General features: G+C 40.9%; 12 protein-coding genes. 2 read left to right on the top strand and 10 right to left on the bottom strand.

The window, feature by feature from the left end; genetic code table 11:
- Positions 1–238: 238 nt before the first annotated feature.
- The 5 genes from tig to BN1875_RS00805 all read right to left on the bottom strand — a co-directional run bounded on the left by tig (position 239) and on the right by BN1875_RS00805 (position 4,733).
- Positions 239–1,522, bottom strand: a complete 1,284-nt coding sequence (gene tig / locus BN1875_RS00785) for a trigger factor (protein ID WP_048602975.1) — start codon at positions 1,520–1,522, stop codon at positions 239–241.
- Positions 1,523–1,639: 117 nt separating this feature from the next.
- Positions 1,640–2,608: a hypothetical protein gene (locus BN1875_RS00790; RefSeq protein ID WP_048602976.1), complete on the bottom strand. Its 969-nt coding sequence runs from the start codon at positions 2,606–2,608 to the stop codon at positions 1,640–1,642.
- An 81-nt stretch (positions 2,609–2,689) separates the two neighbouring features.
- Positions 2,690–3,331 carry an RDD family protein gene (locus BN1875_RS00795; RefSeq protein ID WP_371851514.1) on the bottom strand — a complete coding sequence of 214 codons (642 nt, stop codon included), beginning with the start codon at positions 3,329–3,331 and terminating at the stop codon, positions 2,690–2,692.
- A 64-nt stretch (positions 3,332–3,395) separates the two neighbouring features.
- Entirely contained in the window at positions 3,396–4,424 is a 1,029-nt protein-coding gene (gene sppA / locus BN1875_RS00800) for a signal peptide peptidase SppA (RefSeq protein ID WP_048602977.1), read from the bottom strand.
- 18 nt (positions 4,425–4,442) lie between these two features.
- Positions 4,443–4,733, bottom strand: coding sequence for a hypothetical protein (locus tag BN1875_RS00805; RefSeq protein WP_048602978.1), 291 nt, complete (start codon positions 4,731–4,733; stop codon positions 4,443–4,445).
- A 382-nt stretch (positions 4,734–5,115) separates the two neighbouring features.
- On the opposite strand from BN1875_RS00805, the gene glmS reads away from it, so the two are divergent.
- A complete protein-coding gene (gene glmS, locus BN1875_RS00810; RefSeq protein ID WP_048602979.1) occupies positions 5,116–6,924 on the top strand; it encodes a glutamine--fructose-6-phosphate transaminase (isomerizing) in 1,809 nt (602 codons plus the stop codon).
- Between the two features lie 91 nt (positions 6,925–7,015).
- Here glmS and glmM read toward each other — a convergent pair whose 3' ends face one another.
- The 4 genes from glmM to nifJ form a co-directional block, all read right to left on the bottom strand.
- Entirely contained in the window at positions 7,016–8,371 is a 1,356-nt protein-coding gene (glmM, locus tag BN1875_RS00815) for a phosphoglucosamine mutase (RefSeq protein WP_048602980.1), read from the bottom strand.
- Between the two features lie 18 nt (positions 8,372–8,389).
- Positions 8,390–9,493 carry a CdaR family protein gene (locus BN1875_RS00820; RefSeq protein ID WP_048602981.1) on the bottom strand — a complete coding sequence of 368 codons (1,104 nt, stop codon included), beginning with the start codon at positions 9,491–9,493 and terminating at the stop codon, positions 8,390–8,392.
- Entirely contained in the window at positions 9,490–10,380 is an 891-nt protein-coding gene (gene cdaA / locus BN1875_RS00825; RefSeq protein WP_048602982.1) for a diadenylate cyclase CdaA, read from the bottom strand. Before cdaA ends, BN1875_RS00820 begins: the two co-directional genes overlap by 4 nt.
- Positions 10,381–10,595: 215 nt before the next feature.
- Positions 10,596–14,231 carry a pyruvate:ferredoxin (flavodoxin) oxidoreductase gene (gene nifJ, locus BN1875_RS00830; protein WP_082147216.1) on the bottom strand — a complete coding sequence of 1,212 codons (3,636 nt, stop codon included), beginning with the start codon at positions 14,229–14,231 and terminating at the stop codon, positions 10,596–10,598.
- A 208-nt stretch (positions 14,232–14,439) separates the two neighbouring features.
- On the opposite strand from nifJ, the gene BN1875_RS00835 reads away from it, so the two are divergent.
- Complete coding sequence (locus tag BN1875_RS00835) at positions 14,440–14,973, top strand: thioredoxin domain-containing protein (protein WP_048602984.1); 534 nt, start codon at positions 14,440–14,442, stop codon at positions 14,971–14,973.
- Between the two features lie 49 nt (positions 14,974–15,022).
- Here the strand turns inward: BN1875_RS00835 and whiA are convergent, their stop codons facing one another.
- The gene (whiA, locus tag BN1875_RS00840; protein ID WP_048602985.1) at positions 15,023–15,955 is read right to left on the bottom strand and encodes a DNA-binding protein WhiA; all 933 of its coding nucleotides are present in this window, start codon (positions 15,953–15,955) and stop codon (positions 15,023–15,025) included.
- Positions 15,956–15,963: the final 8 nt, after the last annotated feature.

A 15,963-nucleotide genomic window follows, 5' to 3' on the forward strand; every position in this document is an offset into this window, starting at 1 on the left:
TTCACCTCTTGAATTTTCCAAGCTCGTTAACGAGTGGAATAAGATACAGACTTTTTCAGTCTTTTATAATCATAACATAATTTAAAAAAAAGAAAAAGTTCTTTCGATTGGATCCATCGATAGATGGGGGATTTTGCATTTTCTTAGAACTTTTTACTCTTTTTTAAGGAAGAAAAAGAAAGCATCGAGGCTATCGATACTTTCTTTCAATCAAACTCTTCCTAAGAAAGATGGAAGATTATTTTTCTACAGCTGTTCCCGTTACAAGTTCAACTGCTTGTTTCATCGTGATATCATGTTTCAACATATCTTCTGTTAAAACATTTTTGATTTGGTCCTCTGGGATGTTGTATGCTTCAGAAAGTTCTTTGATTTCTTTTGCTACATCTTCGGCAGACGCTTCTAGATTTTCTTCTTTAGCGATTGCTTCGATAACTAGATTTGTTTTAACGCGCATTTCTGCTTCGCCTTCGAATTGTTTGTGCAAATCTTCTTCTGTTGAACCAGTTAATTGGTAATACATTTCTGCTGAGATTCCTTGACGTTGCATGTTGTTTAGGAATTCGTCCATTGAACGGTGAACTTCGTCATGAACCATTACATGTGGTAAGTCAAGAATTTCTGCGTTTTCAACTGCTTGACGAATTGCAGCTTCATCTTTTGCATCTTCTGCTGCTTTTTCTTTTGTTTCAGCTAGTTCTTTGCGGTATTTTTCTTTCAATTCATCAAGTGAGTTAACTTCTTCATCGATGTCTTTGGCAAAGTCATCGTCTAATTCAGGAAGTTCTTTTGCTTTGACTTCATGAACAGTCACTTTAAAGACTGCTTCTTTACCAGCTAAATCTTCTGCTTGGTAATCTTCTGGGAAAGTCACAGTTACATCTAAATTATCGCCAGCTTTGTGTCCGACTAATTGTTCTTCAAACCCAGGAATAAATGAACCTGATCCAAGTTCTAAGGAATGGTTTTCACCTTTTCCGCCTTCAAAGGCTTCATCATTCACAAAACCTTCAAAGTCAATAACAACTGTGTCGCCGTTTTCAGCTGCTTCGTCTTCTTTAATTACTAAATCTGCTTGTTGTTCTTGTTCCCGTTTGATGCGTGCGTCAACATCGTCTTCAGAAACTTCACGGTCTTGTTTTTCAACCGTCAGATTTTTGTATTCGCCTAGTTTTACCTCAGGTTTAACTGTAACTTCTGCTTTGATTGTCCAGTCTTCCCCTTTGTTCATGCTTTCAACATCGATTTTTGGTTGTGAAACAGGATCAATACCAGCTTCTGCAACAGCAGCTTCATACGCTTCTGGTAAAACAGCGTTCAATGCATCTTCAAACAATGCTTCTTCGCCATAGATACGATTAAATACTTGGCGCGATACTTTTCCTTTACGGAATCCAGGGACATTTAAGTTACCCTTCACTTTATTGAAAGCTTGAGTCAGCCCTTTTTGAATTTCTTCTTGTGCAATCGAAAATGTCAATACACCATCATTGGTGCCTGTTTTTTCCCATTTTGCAGTCATGTATTTCCCTCCGAATGTTTTAATAATTTTACATATGAAATAACTTCATGCATACTTTTCAATAGTACACTAACCCTTTTGAAATGTAAATATTTAGGGTTGAAACTTTCTTGTTTTCTAGCGATTTTTCTCGATTAATTGTTGAAAAAATTCCCGAAATCGGGTTTTTTCCTGCTGGATTTCCTGATAACGCATTAATTCGCGATTGGCGTCCTCATTTCCAAACATGGCTGCGTATTCCAAAACATAACTTTCCGCCCATGCTTCTGGTTGAAGCTCCTGGGGAGGAAAAGGGAAAGCCAGCGCAAAATGCGCCTGAATCTCTGCTACTATCGCTGCTGATAGGGCAGGATCATCTTGTCCCGTTGTTTCTTCCACATGTCGAATCATTTGTTGCAAGCTTTCTGCCTTTTCCGGCAGCGTCAGCAAATTGGGTTGAAATTCCTGCAAGGTGCCTTCCAAGCTTTTGACAACAAAAATCTTATTACACTCCAGCTTCACCAACTCCTCAGCTAAGCGAGGCCGCACAAAAGGATTCGTTGCGATTGGTAAAAATTCCTTTATCAGCGAAAGAAATGATAAATAGGTCACGTTTTGAGTAAACACATCCCAGTCATTCTTTGAAATCGGACCGATTGCTTGATCGAATTCCCGTAGCAATCTGCGTTTTTGTGGAACAGATTCAGGGTCCACCAGTTGTTGGATATTTTCTAACTGCTGCAATTGCTGAAAAAGCTCCTCTATCAGCATGTTGTCTATTTTTTTCGCTTTTTTTCCTATTAACAAATATTCTCTTGCCTTCAAAAATCGCCGACTCAAAAGCAGTGTTTGGGTATATAAACGAAAGCCCGTCCTGTGAGAGAAATATTCTTCATACCAATCTTCCGCGATTCGCAGTACTTTGTCGAAGTCTTCCAGTTTAACTAATGCTTTTGTCCAAAGCAAATGATTATCAAAATTCGGTGCAAGCTGGTACGCCTTTTCAAAAGCCGCTGCCGCTCCAAGATACTCTGCCTTCTCCATTAGCTGCTGGCCTTGCCACAAAAGTCTTTGGTATTCATCTGGAAATTTTACCGTATCTCCCATTATGGATAGCTCCTTTAAAATAAGTTTGGAACAGCTGTTGTTGCTCAAGCCGTTCCAAGAATGGATATAAGTAGCACTAAATTATACGTGGATTTCTTTATTGAAAGCCTTAATCATGTTTAAGGTTACCACTGCCGTACCGGAAAAATAATCCCCCAAATGTTGTTTTTTCCTCGAAAATGCCGCCGGTAGATAACCCAAAATGAAGGGAAATGATTTGAGAATAAATCGGCAAGCTCCCTCGCGAACAAGCACTGTCGCCCAGCTCAATTCCTCTTGATCCAAACTAACAACACGAATTCCAAAAACCATTTTTCCAATTGTTTGGCCTTTGTTCAATTTGGTTAGTAAAATAAAATAGACAAGATAAATAGCCAGGCTCAGCAAAGCATAGACACTTAGAAAGCCGCTATCAGGTGTTTGTCCTCTCAAACGATAGAACAAGCCAATCGTACTCGAAGTAATTGCCTGAATACATAGGATGTCTAATAAAAAAGCAAAGAAGCGAATCCAAAAACCGGCATAAAAATACGCTGGAAAATGATTGAAGCGATAGTTTTCTTTGGTTTCTTCAAATCGTCGCCAATTTTTTTGACGGTCAGTAATTTCTTCTTGCGTAAAAGGTTCATCCGTCGAAGGTTGATAATAAATTTCCGGTCCTACTTGTGGTCCACTAGCATGCTGCTTGCTATCATTTTTCTCAGTAACTGTCGCTTCAGGTATTTTTTCCTGTACCTCGGTTTCTTTTTGATTGTTTACTGCTTCATCATACTTTTCTTCCGTCATATTATTCACCTCCGTAATAATACAAAGGCTTTGGTGCTTCGGCGGTTCCAATGCTATCTAATAAAGAAAGTACCCGGCTGGTTTCAGACATTTTTAATCCTTGAACTTCAGCCAGACTTGATCCCAACCAAGTAGACGCAAACCCGGTGGTCGCAGCCTCATAAGAAAAAACTTCAGCATTTTCTAAATCATGGTCTTTTTTAAGTTGTGCCAAAGCATCTTCAGGAAAACCTAAAGCATCGATCAGTCCATTTTCTTTTGCCTGCGCACCATCATAGATTCGGCCATCAGCAAGTTTTCGGACAGACTCTTCGCTCATCCCTCGTCCTTCTGCAACCACTTTGACAAAACGACCATAGGCACTGTCAACAAAACTTTGCAGCACTTTGTTGTCCGCTTCAGTAGGTTTTCGTTGAGCAGAACCCATATCTTTTAAAGCACCGCTTTTATACGTTTGGTCTTCGATTCCTAATTTTTCAAACAATCCCGCATAGTTGATTCCTGACATGATGACCCCGATTGATCCGGTCACCGTTTCATCCGTAGCAAAAATCTTCTCTGCTCCAGCGGAAATATAATATCCCCCGCTGGCCGCCATGTTTTTCATGCTGACATAGTAAGGAATTCCTAATTCTTTGATTTTTTTCATTTCTTTGGCAATTTCAGCACTTTCATAAACTCCGCCACCTGGAGAATTGACCTCTAACAAAATCCCTTTAATTGTTGAATCTTCTTGAATTGCTTTAAGCTGTTGCAAAAAATCTTGATGATTATAGGTTTCCGTGCTGAATAAGCCACTCTCACCAGAATCCGCAATCGTCCCATCAACGGAAATTTCAACAATCCGCGAATCAGACGATCCTTTTTCAATGATTGTTTCTCCCATTTCATTGGTACCATAAAGTAAACCATTGATTCCGCTTAAAACTTGTTCCTGTTCTTCTTTAGTCGGTCCGGTCATTGCAGTCACTGCTGCAAATAAAAACAATCCGGCTGCGATTGCTACCGCTACCCATCTGCGCTTATTCATTTCTCCACCCCTATTTTCTTAATATATATTTTCAATCACGATCACTGTTTCTGTTTCTCCGCTTGCCTTCATCTTTTCTGCTTTCGCGAGAGACGCGTACCCATTGAACAACTCTTTTGACAGTGGATCTTCCACTTGAAATTGTTGGGCTTCTTGACGGGTGATAGCTCCGGGAAGTATTTCCTGCAAACTATCCCAACCAGTATCTAAAAAGATTTTTGTTTCATCATTCACGGTAGGATCAGCCTCTAATTGTTGGAGGACTTCCTTTAATTCTTTAAATGTCATACAACGTACTTGATTTTCCATCATCTCACCTCTTCTTATACTTATTTATTGTATCGAATTATTAGAAAATATGATAGTGGATTTTTTTATTCTCTTAAAAAGTTTTCTATATCTATATATACCAATAGCGATTAAATAAAAAAATAATTGACAAACCCTTCTTTTTCTTTTACTCTATTCCTATGTTTCTATAAAATAAAACAAGGAGATTTATATATACCAATCGGATAGCGCCTGGTCTGTTTTTCACAGATGACGAGGAAAGAGCTTATCGAAAATTTCGGCGGATGGCTCTAGGGACTGCACTCTACAGACAAAGACAAAATGAGGTCGCAAGGCTTTAACAAACCCTTTGTCACGCAGATAGAAACATATAATGACTAGGAAAGCAGGAAAACTCATTATGTGCGGAATTGTTGGAATTGTTGGAAAGAATCATGCAGAAAAAGTAATTTTAAATGGATTGGAACGTTTGGAGTACCGGGGTTATGACTCTGCCGGTCTTTTTGTTGCGGACCAAAAGCAGCAGCACCTGATCAAAGCACAGGGAAGAATCAAGAAACTAGAAGAAAAAATCACTCCTGATATTACAGGAACGATTGGCATCGGGCATACCCGCTGGGCAACTCACGGCAAACCAAGTGAAGCCAACGCCCATCCCCATACCTCTACCAGTCAACGTCTAGTATTGGTGCACAACGGGGTAATCGAAAATTTCGAAGACTTGCACCAAACATACCTAAAAAATGATAGTTTCATCGGGCAGACAGATACTGAAATCGTTGTCCACTTAATCGAAAAATTATTGACACCGGATATCACAGTAAAAGAAGCCTTCAAAAAAGCCCTGACCTTGATTCACGGCTCATACGCCTTTGCTCTGATAGACAAACAAGACCCAGAAACAATTTATGTAGCGAAAAACAAGAGTCCCCTTTTACTAGGTCTGGGTGACGGCTTCAATGTTATTTGCAGTGATGCCTTGGCTATGTTGGATCAAACTAATCAATTCGTTGAGTTGGAAGATGGTGAGTTGGTAGTAGTTCAAGCGACCTCCATTGCAATTGAAGATCAAAACGGGACCCCCGTTCAACGTGCCTCCTACGAAGCAGATTTCGATCTGACGGATATCGAAAAAGGACCATATCCTTATTATATGCTCAAAGAAATCGATGAACAGCCTGCCGTTATGCGTCGACTGGTTCAATATTATGCAGATGAAGCCGGTCAAGGCACCATCGATTCTTCTTTGATCCAAGCAATCAGCGGCAGTGATCGCATTTATATCGTTGCTTGCGGAACCAGCAATCACGCAGGTTGGGCTGCGAAAAAATTGATTGAAACATTGACTCAGTTACCAGTAGAGGTCCACTTATCCAGTGAGTTCGGCTACAATATGCCATTGCTATCAGAGAAACCTTTCTTTATCTACCTCACCCAAAGTGGAGAAACGGCCGATAGTCGTCAAGTATTGGTAAAAACCAATCAACTCAGTTATCCTTCCCTGACAATCACAAATGTTGCCGGGTCAACTCTTTCTCGAGAAGCCAACTATACCTTGCTGCTGCATGCTGGACCGGAAATTGCCGTGGCATCTACAAAAGCGTATACTGCTCAAATTGCGGTTCTGGCAATCTTGGCAAAACAAGTTGGTGAAAATCGGGGCATTCCATCAGCCTCTGTCATCGATATTTTTCATGAACTAGGATTGGTTGCAGCTGCGATGGAGTCGGTGATTACCGAAAAGGCTTTGATTCAAGACCTGACCGCCGCTTATTTAACCGATACTCGAAATGCGTTTTATATTGGTCGTGGCAATGATTTTTACGTTTCTCTAGAAGCCGCCTTGAAATTAAAGGAAATTTCCTATATTCAAGCAGAAGGCTTTGCCGCTGGCGAGCTGAAGCATGGAACGATTGCTTTGATCGAAGAAGGGACACCTGTTTTAGGCATCATCACAGATGCCCTGACGGGTTCTCATACCCGGGGAAATCTAAAAGAAGTTGAAAGCCGAGGTGCAAAAACCTTAACGATTGTCAGTGAAAACCTTGCAACTGAAACCGATCAGATTCTTTTGCCTCAGATTCATCCTCTACTAACAAGTCTGATTTCCGTAATTCCAACACAGCTCATGGCCTACTACGCTACGTTGGAAAGAGGCTTTGATGTGGATAAACCCCGTAATTTAGCAAAATCCGTTACCGTTGAGTAGAACGATTCGAAACTCCTTTACTGTTTTTGGTAAGGGAGTTTTTTTCACGAAAAAAAAGCACCTTCTTTCGAAGATGCTTTGCAATCAATTCCTAATCGATACCGATTTCTTGGCGAACCACTGCTGCGATTTTTTCAACATAATACTCAACCTTTTCATGAGTTGGTGCTTCTGCCATCACTCGTAATAAAGGTTCTGTTCCGGAAGGACGAACTAAAATACGGCCTTCGCCATTCATTTCCGCTTCAGCTTCTTCAATGACTTCCTTAATCAAAGGAACCTCCATTGCACCGTTTTTATTCGACACTCGGATATTCACTAATTTTTGTGGATAAATCGTTACTTCTGCCGCTAATTCAGATAATTTTTTACCGGTTTGTTTCATGATATTCAATAATTGAATTCCAGAAAGCATGCCGTCTCCTGTTGTATTGAAATCTAGGAAAATCATATGTCCTGATTGTTCTCCACCAAAATTGTAATCATTTTTTCGCATTTCTTCTACAACATACCGATCTCCAACTTTTGTAATGACGTCTTTTAAGCCGATTGCTTCTACCGCTTTATGGAAACCAAGATTGCTCATCACGGTGGTAACGATGGTGTCTTGTTTTAGACGTTTCTTTTCCGACAAAAATTTTGCACAGATGTACATGATCTTATCGCCATCGACAATATTTCCTAACTCATCGACAGCGATCACCCGATCTCCGTCTCCATCAAAGGCCAAACCGACATCTGCACCTTTTTCAACAACGAATTCTGCTAATTTTTCTGGATGGGTCGAACCAACACCGTCATTAATATTTAAACCATTCGGCGTCGTTCCGATGGTATAGAATTCTGTTTCCAAATCTGCGAATAATCGATTGACGGAAGTAGCTGTGGCACCATTTGCCGCATCGATACAAACTGTTAATCCAGAAAGATCTTCATTGATGGTTTGTTCAAGAAATTGTGAATATTTCAGTAGACCTTCTGGAAATTCTTCCACGGTTCCCAAACCTTCTGCAGAAGGACGAGGCAGATTATCTTCTGGTGCATCCAATAATGCTTCAATTTCTAATTCTTGATCATCCACTAACTTGAATCCGTCACTCCCGAAAAACTTGATGCCATTATCTAAGGCAGGATTATGAGATGCAGAAATCATTACTCCGGCACTGGCTTTTTGTACCCGAGTAAGATAAGCAACCCCAGGTGTCGAAATAACGCCTAATTGAAAGACTTCAATTCCCACCGACAATAAACCGGCGATCAGTGCATTTTCCAGTAATTGACCTGAAATACGAGTATCTCGTCCAACTAAAACTCGAGGGCGACGTTCACTGCTTTCATGTTGGCTAAGGACATACCCGCCATATCTTCCTAATTTAAATGCCAATTCTGGCGTAAGCTCCACATTTGCTTCTCCTCTTACACCATCTGTTCCAAAATATTTTCCCATTTTTATTACCCTCTCTGTCTAATTATCGTCATTTCCTGATTCATTCGTTTGTGAATTTTCAGTTGTCGTTGATTGCGTTGTACTTGATTCTTCTGTGGTAGACTGTGCGGATTCTTCTTGTTGGGAAGGCACAGTCTCGCTTGCTTCACTGCTTTCGCTGGAAGACTGGATCAAGGTTGGTGTGATTTCAACAGAAACTTTCGCCGGAGTCAAGCCCAAACCATCCTCAACAGGAATATCAATCGTCCTTGTTGTCGTCTGATTGATTCCTGAAATATCAACTGGAATCGCAATACTATCGATCAAGTCGATTTGTGATAGCGGTCCTTGCAATACTGCTGTCTGCTGCGCAAGCGTAAAGGTGTATCCAGACACGCCTGAAGGTATTCTACCTTGTTGGGTAACATAAAGTCCAACAGTTTTTTCAGGTGCGGTCAATGAAACCTTCACGTTGACTTCGACAGGATCGGATAAAATGCTCAAGCTGTTCCCTTTTTCATCCAGCGCCTGTACCGCCACCGTTTCTTCAAAATCTTTTGACGTTACCTTTTCAGGATCGACAGTCGCAACCACTCGATTGATCAGTTCCGCGGTCTTATCGCCAGTTGTGATTGTGACTTCTTTCGGTGACACTGTAGCACTTTCCAGTTGAAAACCATCTTCCAGATTAGCTGTAGAAACTACTGGTTCTACTTTAAAGGTCTTGGATACCTTTTTCTCAATCGTTACTGTGATTGTTCCGGGATCAACGGTTGCAGTCACAGCGCTACTTAACTTGTTGATTCGCAGTTTCACCTCATGAGTGCCTTCTTCTAAATTTGAAAGATCTGCAACGACCCGAAATCCCCGAGTATCTTCATTTACTTCTGAATTGAGTTGAATCCGGTTGGCACTGCGTAATTTCACTTTCACTGTTGGCTCGTACCCGTGGATATAATATTCTGACGAATCGTAGACCGGATGAACGGGCACGTTAGTTACCGTCTCTTCGTATGCTTCAGGTGTACTGGTCAAACTTGCGGTAAGGTTATTATTCCCATTTACATTAAAGAATAAGACGACACTGAACAACAAAGAGACGATTGCATAAAATACGCTGCTTTTTGACTCTTTGGAAATCATTTACGTCCTCCTTTACTGACTCCTTCAATAAAGGACTGTAGGAGATTTTTACGATTTTTATCTTTCGTCTTATCTTCCGGAACCAATTCTCTTCTTAAGATAGCCAAGTATTCTTCTTGCTTCAATCCTGCTAATAGCTCATTGTTCAATGTAATACTGACATCCCCGGTTTCCTCAGAAACGACTAGCGTTACTGCATCACTGATTTCACTGACACCAACGGCTGCACGATGGCGGGTACCAAACTCTTTGGGAATCAGCATGCTTTCCGATAAAGGCAAATAGGCACAAGAAACCGCGATTTTTTCATTACGAATAATCACTGCTCCATCATGCAACGGTGTATTGGGGATAAAAATATTTATCAGTAATTCCCCAGTAATATCCGCATCAAGAGCAATTCCTGTTTCAATGTATTCCTCCAAGCCGGTATTGCGCTCAATCGTGATCAGGGCACCAATTTTTCGCCGCGACATGTATTGCACCGCTTTATCCAAGGCCGTGATCATCTTCTCATCTTTTTTCTGCTCTTGTTTTGTCGTTCGGAACAGTGAACTTCGCCCTAAATGCTCCAACCCCCGCCTGATCTCCGGCTGAAAAATGACGATTGCGGCGATCACACCATAAGTGATGACTTGGTTCATCAACCATGACAGTGTATGCAGACCAATCATCTCCGCTAGAATCCGGATAACGATAAAAACTGCAACCCCTTTAAAGAGCTGGATTGCTTTGGTTCCCTGAACCAATTTGATTAATTTGTAGACGATATACCAAACAACTAAGATGTCTAATATGTTGACAAAAAATTTCAGTGAGAAAATATCCACTGAAAATAGTTGTTTCCAATAATCGATATTGAATAATTCCCCGATATCAAATGACATAGACAGCCTTCCTTTACATTAAGACTTTACGAAAATAAGTATACCATAGGTTTCGTTTTAGATTAGTGAAAAAAAGACTTTTCCTGCTATTTTCATAAAATTTTCGAAAAATCCTTCATTTTCTCTTCTTCATTTGTCCCTTACCATTTGCAAAAAGTCGAGAAAAATCCGCGAATCTGTCTTCCAATAGCAAAGAGAGATTCACGGAATCAAATTTATTCTTTTCGTGCCGCACGGGCTGCTCTTCGGGCTGCCCGTCGCGCTTCCGCTTCAGGATCAGCGACTTTTTCTCGTCGAGGGCGAGTTTCAGGCTCTGTGACCAAATCATTTTTTTCTAATTTCCCTCTGATTTTCTCTTCTTGACCGGCTAAACGAGCATAATTGTAAAAACGAATTTTTGCATCATCCACGGTTTTTGCGAAAAGTTTGTCAGAAAGTTCTTTGTCGTTGGTTTCCAGCGAAGTAAAACGGACTTGGGTTCTCATAAAGGCCGGCATTTGTTCAAAATCCGGTTTTTTATAGTCCAATGTCATTGGCAATTTGCCTTTTTCTCTTGCTTCAGGATTGTAGCGGTACAAAGACCAATAGCCACTGGCTACGGCTTCCTGCGCTTCCTTAATGGATTGTCGCATACCACCGAACAGACCATGGGTGATACAAGGCGTATAAGCGATTATAAGCGATGGTCCAGGGAAACGTTCTGCTTCTTCGAACGCTTTGATAGTTTGCATTTGATTGGCTCCAGAGGCAACTTGTGCCACATAAACATTTCCGTAAGTCATCGCCATCATTCCCAAATCTTTTTTCGACACGTATTTTCCACTTGCCGCAAATTTTACGATTGCAGAAGTTGGTGTCGCTTTTGACATTTGCCCACCGGTATTAGAATATACTTCATTATCCAACACCAGAATATTAACATCTGCCCCAGATGCAAGCACATGATCCAATCCGCCATAACCAATATCGTATGCCCAACCATCGCCGCCAATCATCCACTGACTTGGTTTCACGAATAAATCTTTGGCTTTATAGATAGCCGCCAACTCTGGAACATCAAAAAGTTCTGCTTCGATCGCAGCTTGAAGTTTTGCTGCCCGTTGTTGTGATCCAGACCCTTCATTTAGATGGGACATCCAGTCTTCCATTAATTGACGTAATTCTGGCGAAACTTTTTCCAAAACAGCTGCCATTTGTTTTGCTAATTGTTCGCGGCGTGTTTGATTGGCTAAAAACATTCCATAACCGTATTCGGCATTGTCTTCAAGCAAGGAATTGGACCAAGCGGGACCTTGTCCGTTCTCATTTGTTGTATAAGGAGATACCGGTGCTGCGCCACCCCAGATGGAGGAACAGCCTGTCGCATTAGCAATCATCATCCGATCACCATACATTTGTGTTAGCAGTTTGACATATGGCGTCTCACCACAACCGGAACAAGCTCCGGAAAATTCTAATAATGGTTTATTGAATTGCGTTCCCATGACGGTTCCCGGTTTTGCCGGATTTTCTTTTTGTTTCAAAGTCATCGCAAATGCCCAGTTGATGGCTTGTTCTTTTTGTTCTTCATACGGTTTCATCACCAAAGCTTTTCCTTTTGCCGGGCAAGCTTCAACGCATAGTCCGCAACCCGTACAGTCTTCGACAGAAACTTGGATTCGATAATTCAATCCATCTGCTCCCCGCATACTGCGAACAATATATCCTTCTGGTGCTTCTGCCATTTCTTCTTCATCCGCAAGAAATGGACGAATCGCAGCATGAGGACAAACAAATGCACACTCATTACACATCGTACAACGATCACTAATCCATTCAGGAACCTCCAACGCCACACCGCGTTTTTCAACAGCAGCGGTTCCTAACGGCATTTCTCCCGTCGTCATTTGATTATTGATTAGAGTACCCACGGACAGGTCGTTTCCTTCTTGGGCAGTCACTGGCTTGACGATTTCCCGAACATAGCGGGAAGTATTTTCAGATTTTTCTGGTTCAATTTCTAATGTTCGCCATTCTGCTGGTACATCTACTTTATGCAACAGCTCAACCGTCCGATCGATTGCTTGAATATTTTTTTCAACGATTGTCATAGATTTATGCCCATAGCTTTTTAGTGCTTCTGCCTTCAAAATAGGCAACACTTTTTCAAAGGGCATGATGTCAGCCAATTTAAAGAAAGCTGTTTCCATTGCGGTATTGATTCGTCTCCCCAAACCAACTTCCATTGCAAGTTTCATGGCATTGATGGTGTAAAAAGAAATCTCGTTTTCTGCCAAGTAACGCTTCATTTTTTTGGGTAAATGACGGTGCAACTGCTCATCGGTCCATGTTGTATTTAACAAGAAGGTCCCGCCTTTTTTCAATCCCTTTACCAAATCATAGGTATGAAGGTAGGCAGGTGTATGGCAAGCGACAAAATCCGCATGTTCGATCAAATAAGTGGAACGAATTGGTGTATCCCCGAAGCGTAGATGAGAAACTGTCAGTCCACCGGATTTTTTGGAATCGTAGTAGAAAAACCCCTGAGCAAATTTTTCTGTATTGTCACCGATAATTTTGATTGCTGATTTATTGGCGCCAACTGTACCATCTGAACCAAACCCCCAAAATTTTGCTTGGAAGGTTTTTGGGTTTGTCAAATCCAAGCTCTCTCCACAATCTAGCGAAAGATGGGTCACGTCATCATTGATACCGATCGTGAACCGTTTCTTTCCAGCTTTTCCCTTTTTTAATTCATCGAAAACCGCAACGACTTGATTGGGTGTAACATCTTTGGAACCCAAACCATAACGACCGCCAATCACGATTGGTCGGATTTCTGATTCATACAAAGCACTTTGAACGTCTAACAGTAATGGTTCTCCACCAGCACCAGGTTCTTTGCTGCGGTCTAGCACAGCAATGGCTTTAACCGTAGCTGGAATTTTTTCTAATAAATTCTCAATAGGAAATGGTCGATACAAATGAATATTGATAAAACCAACTTTTCGTCCTTGTTTATTCAAATAGTCAACGGTTTGTTCAATTGTTTGAGCCGATGAACCCATTGCAATTATCAATTCTTCCGCATCATCCGCCCCATAATACGTTGTCAAATCATAGTTTGTATTTCGCAGTTCATTAATTTTAAACATATATTTTTGCACGATTGCCGGTAATTTATCATAATATTGATTGATGGTCTCCCGCTGTTGAAAATGGATATCCGGATTCTGATTGGTTCCGCTGACGGTTGGGTGATTGGGATTCATTCCCCGTTGCCGAAATTCCGCCAATTTATCCTGATCAATTAATTCCGCCAGTTTTTCATAATCAATCACCTCGATTTTTTGAATTTCATGACTGGTCCGAAAGCCATCAAAGAAATTCAAGAAAGGCAAGCTGGATTCGATGGCTGCCAAATGTGCAACTGCCGAAAGATCCATAACTTCTTGCACACTACTTTCCGTCAGCATTGCAAAGCCCGTCTGCCGAGCTGCCATCACATCAGTATGGTCGCCAAAAATATTCAGAGCATTCGTCGTTACTGCACGACTCGCAACATGAAAAACTCCGGGTAATAGTTCACCAGCGATCTTATACATATTCGGAATCATTAATAGCAGACCTTGTGAAGCTGTGTACGTGGAGGTCAAAGCGCCGGTTTTTAATGAACCGTGCACGACACCGGCAGCTCCTGCTTCCGATTGCATTTCTACCACTTTTACCGGTTGACCGAAAAGATTCGTTTTTCCTTCTGCCGACCATTGATCCACCAACTCTGCCATCGTTGAACTTGGTGTAATTGGATAAATTGCTGCTAATTCAGTAAAGGCGTAAGAAATATAGGCAGCTGCTGTATTTCCGTCCATTGTTTTTCGCATTTTTTCATCATCCTCTATAGATTTCTCTACTCCCTGTTATTATAGCCGAAAAAGGAACAATTAGAAATGAAATTAAGAAATATTTCACAGACTTTTTCCTTTTGCCGACTTCAATAAAAAAGTCTTTGTGAAATAAAACCAAATACTTCTTTCTTCACCATTTTTCAGCTACACTAGAGGAAAAGGAGGCGAAAAAATGGATACTTCAGAAATCAATTATTTAGAAACCAATGCCGATGTCGGAGTTAAAATCGGTCCTACAGATGCACCAGTCGCCATCATTGAATTTCTTAATCTACGATGCCCCTATTGCCGTCAATGGTTTACCGCTTCAAAAGACATTATCGACCAGGCAGTAAAAGAAAAGAAAGCCTATCGAGTCATCAAACTTTTTGACAAAGAAAAAGAAAGTCTGCAACGGGGGAATGTGATGCACCGTTACGTCACAAAAGGAGATATTGAAAAAGCCTATCAAGATATCAACCGCATTTTTGATACACAAGATCAGTGGGGAGAGTTAACACTGGAAGAAGTCGAAACCTTCGCGGAAGAACAGTTAGGTTTAGAGAATTACGAAGATACACTGACCACCAAAGCAATCATTGAAGAAGCGAATCGTGCAAATATCAAATTTGTACCGACAATCATCATCGGCAATAAAATTTTTGATGAGTCGATTGAACCGGAACAGTTAAAAGACTATCTTAATGCAGCTCTTTTGAAGAGATGAAAAAAATGCAAGAGGCTCTTTGACGTTTGTCGAAGAAGTCTCTTGCATTTTATACTTTTTCCCGCAGATTTTCTGCAAATTCATTAATTTTACGAATCCGATGGTTGATCCCTGATTTGGAGATTGCTCCGGAGGGAATCATTTCTCCCAATTCCTTAAGACTAACCTCCGGATGTTCCAGACGCAACTCAGCAATTTCCTGTAATTTCTCCGGCAAAGCCTGCAGACCGACCCGCTGTTCGATAAATTCGATATTATCAATTTGTTTTGAGGCGGCATCAATCGTTTTATTCATGTTGGCCGTTTCGCAATTGACCAAACGATTGACTGAATTACGCATATCCCGAACAATTCGCACGTCCTCAAATTTCAACATTGAATTTGTTGCCCCAATCAAGGTTAAAAAATCCGCAATCTTTTCAGCACCTTTAAGATAAGAAATAAACCCATTCCTTCGTTCCAGCATTCGAGCATGCAGTCCATAATAATTTAACATGTCACATATATCTTGATTATGCTCTTCATAAATAGAATAAATTTCCAAATGGTAACGACTGGTTTCCGGATTATTGACTGAACCGGACGCCATAAAAGCCCCCCGCAAATAGGAACGCATTTTTTGCCCATTTCCCATAATCTCATCGGAAACATGAGTATGAAACATCATGCCATCCATAATATCCAATTCATTCAATACCCGTTGTGTTTCTTGCTTTAAGCGTACGATATAAACATTATTCTTTTTTAATTTCATTTTTCGCCGTACGAGCAGTTCACTGCGCACTTGAAAGTGATCCTTCAACAGAGAATAGATTCGTCTGGCGATTGCAGCATTTTCTGTTTGAACATTCAAAACAAATTGATGATTGGTCAAACTTAAAGAACCGTTCATCCGAATCAAAGCGGCTAGTTCAGCTTTGGCATGTTCCCGATGGACTTCTAAGCCGGTCAATTCTTTTTTTACATCAGCAGCAAACGACATCTAATCCC

The sequence above is a fragment of the Enterococcus massiliensis genome, from assembly GCF_001050095.1.
Taxonomy (GTDB): Bacteria; Bacillota; Bacilli; order Lactobacillales; family Enterococcaceae; genus Enterococcus_C; species Enterococcus_C songbeiensis.

Excerpts from the sequence above, each read along its gene's own strand:
- tig (WP_048602975.1), bottom strand. The coding sequence starts at position 1,522 with ATGACTGCAAAATGGGAAAAAACAGGCACCAATGATGGTGTATTGACA.
- BN1875_RS00790 (WP_048602976.1), bottom strand. The coding sequence starts at position 2,608 with ATGGGAGATACGGTAAAATTTCCAGATGAATACCAAAGACTTTTGTGG.
- sppA (WP_048602977.1), bottom strand. The coding sequence starts at position 4,424 with ATGAATAAGCGCAGATGGGTAGCGGTAGCAATCGCAGCCGGATTGTTT.
- BN1875_RS00805 (WP_048602978.1), bottom strand. The coding sequence starts at position 4,733 with ATGGAAAATCAAGTACGTTGTATGACATTTAAAGAATTAAAGGAAGTC.
- glmS (WP_048602979.1), top strand. The coding sequence starts at position 5,116 with ATGTGCGGAATTGTTGGAATTGTTGGAAAGAATCATGCAGAAAAAGTA.
- glmM (WP_048602980.1), bottom strand. The coding sequence starts at position 8,371 with ATGGGAAAATATTTTGGAACAGATGGTGTAAGAGGAGAAGCAAATGTG.
- BN1875_RS00820 (WP_048602981.1), bottom strand. The coding sequence starts at position 9,493 with ATGATTTCCAAAGAGTCAAAAAGCAGCGTATTTTATGCAATCGTCTCT.
- cdaA (WP_048602982.1), bottom strand. The coding sequence starts at position 10,380 with ATGTCATTTGATATCGGGGAATTATTCAATATCGATTATTGGAAACAA.
- nifJ (WP_082147216.1), bottom strand. The coding sequence starts at position 14,231 with ATGGACGGAAATACAGCAGCTGCCTATATTTCTTACGCCTTTACTGAA.
- BN1875_RS00835 (WP_048602984.1), top strand. The coding sequence starts at position 14,440 with ATGGATACTTCAGAAATCAATTATTTAGAAACCAATGCCGATGTCGGA.
- whiA (WP_048602985.1), bottom strand. The coding sequence starts at position 15,955 with ATGTCGTTTGCTGCTGATGTAAAAAAAGAATTGACCGGCTTAGAAGTC.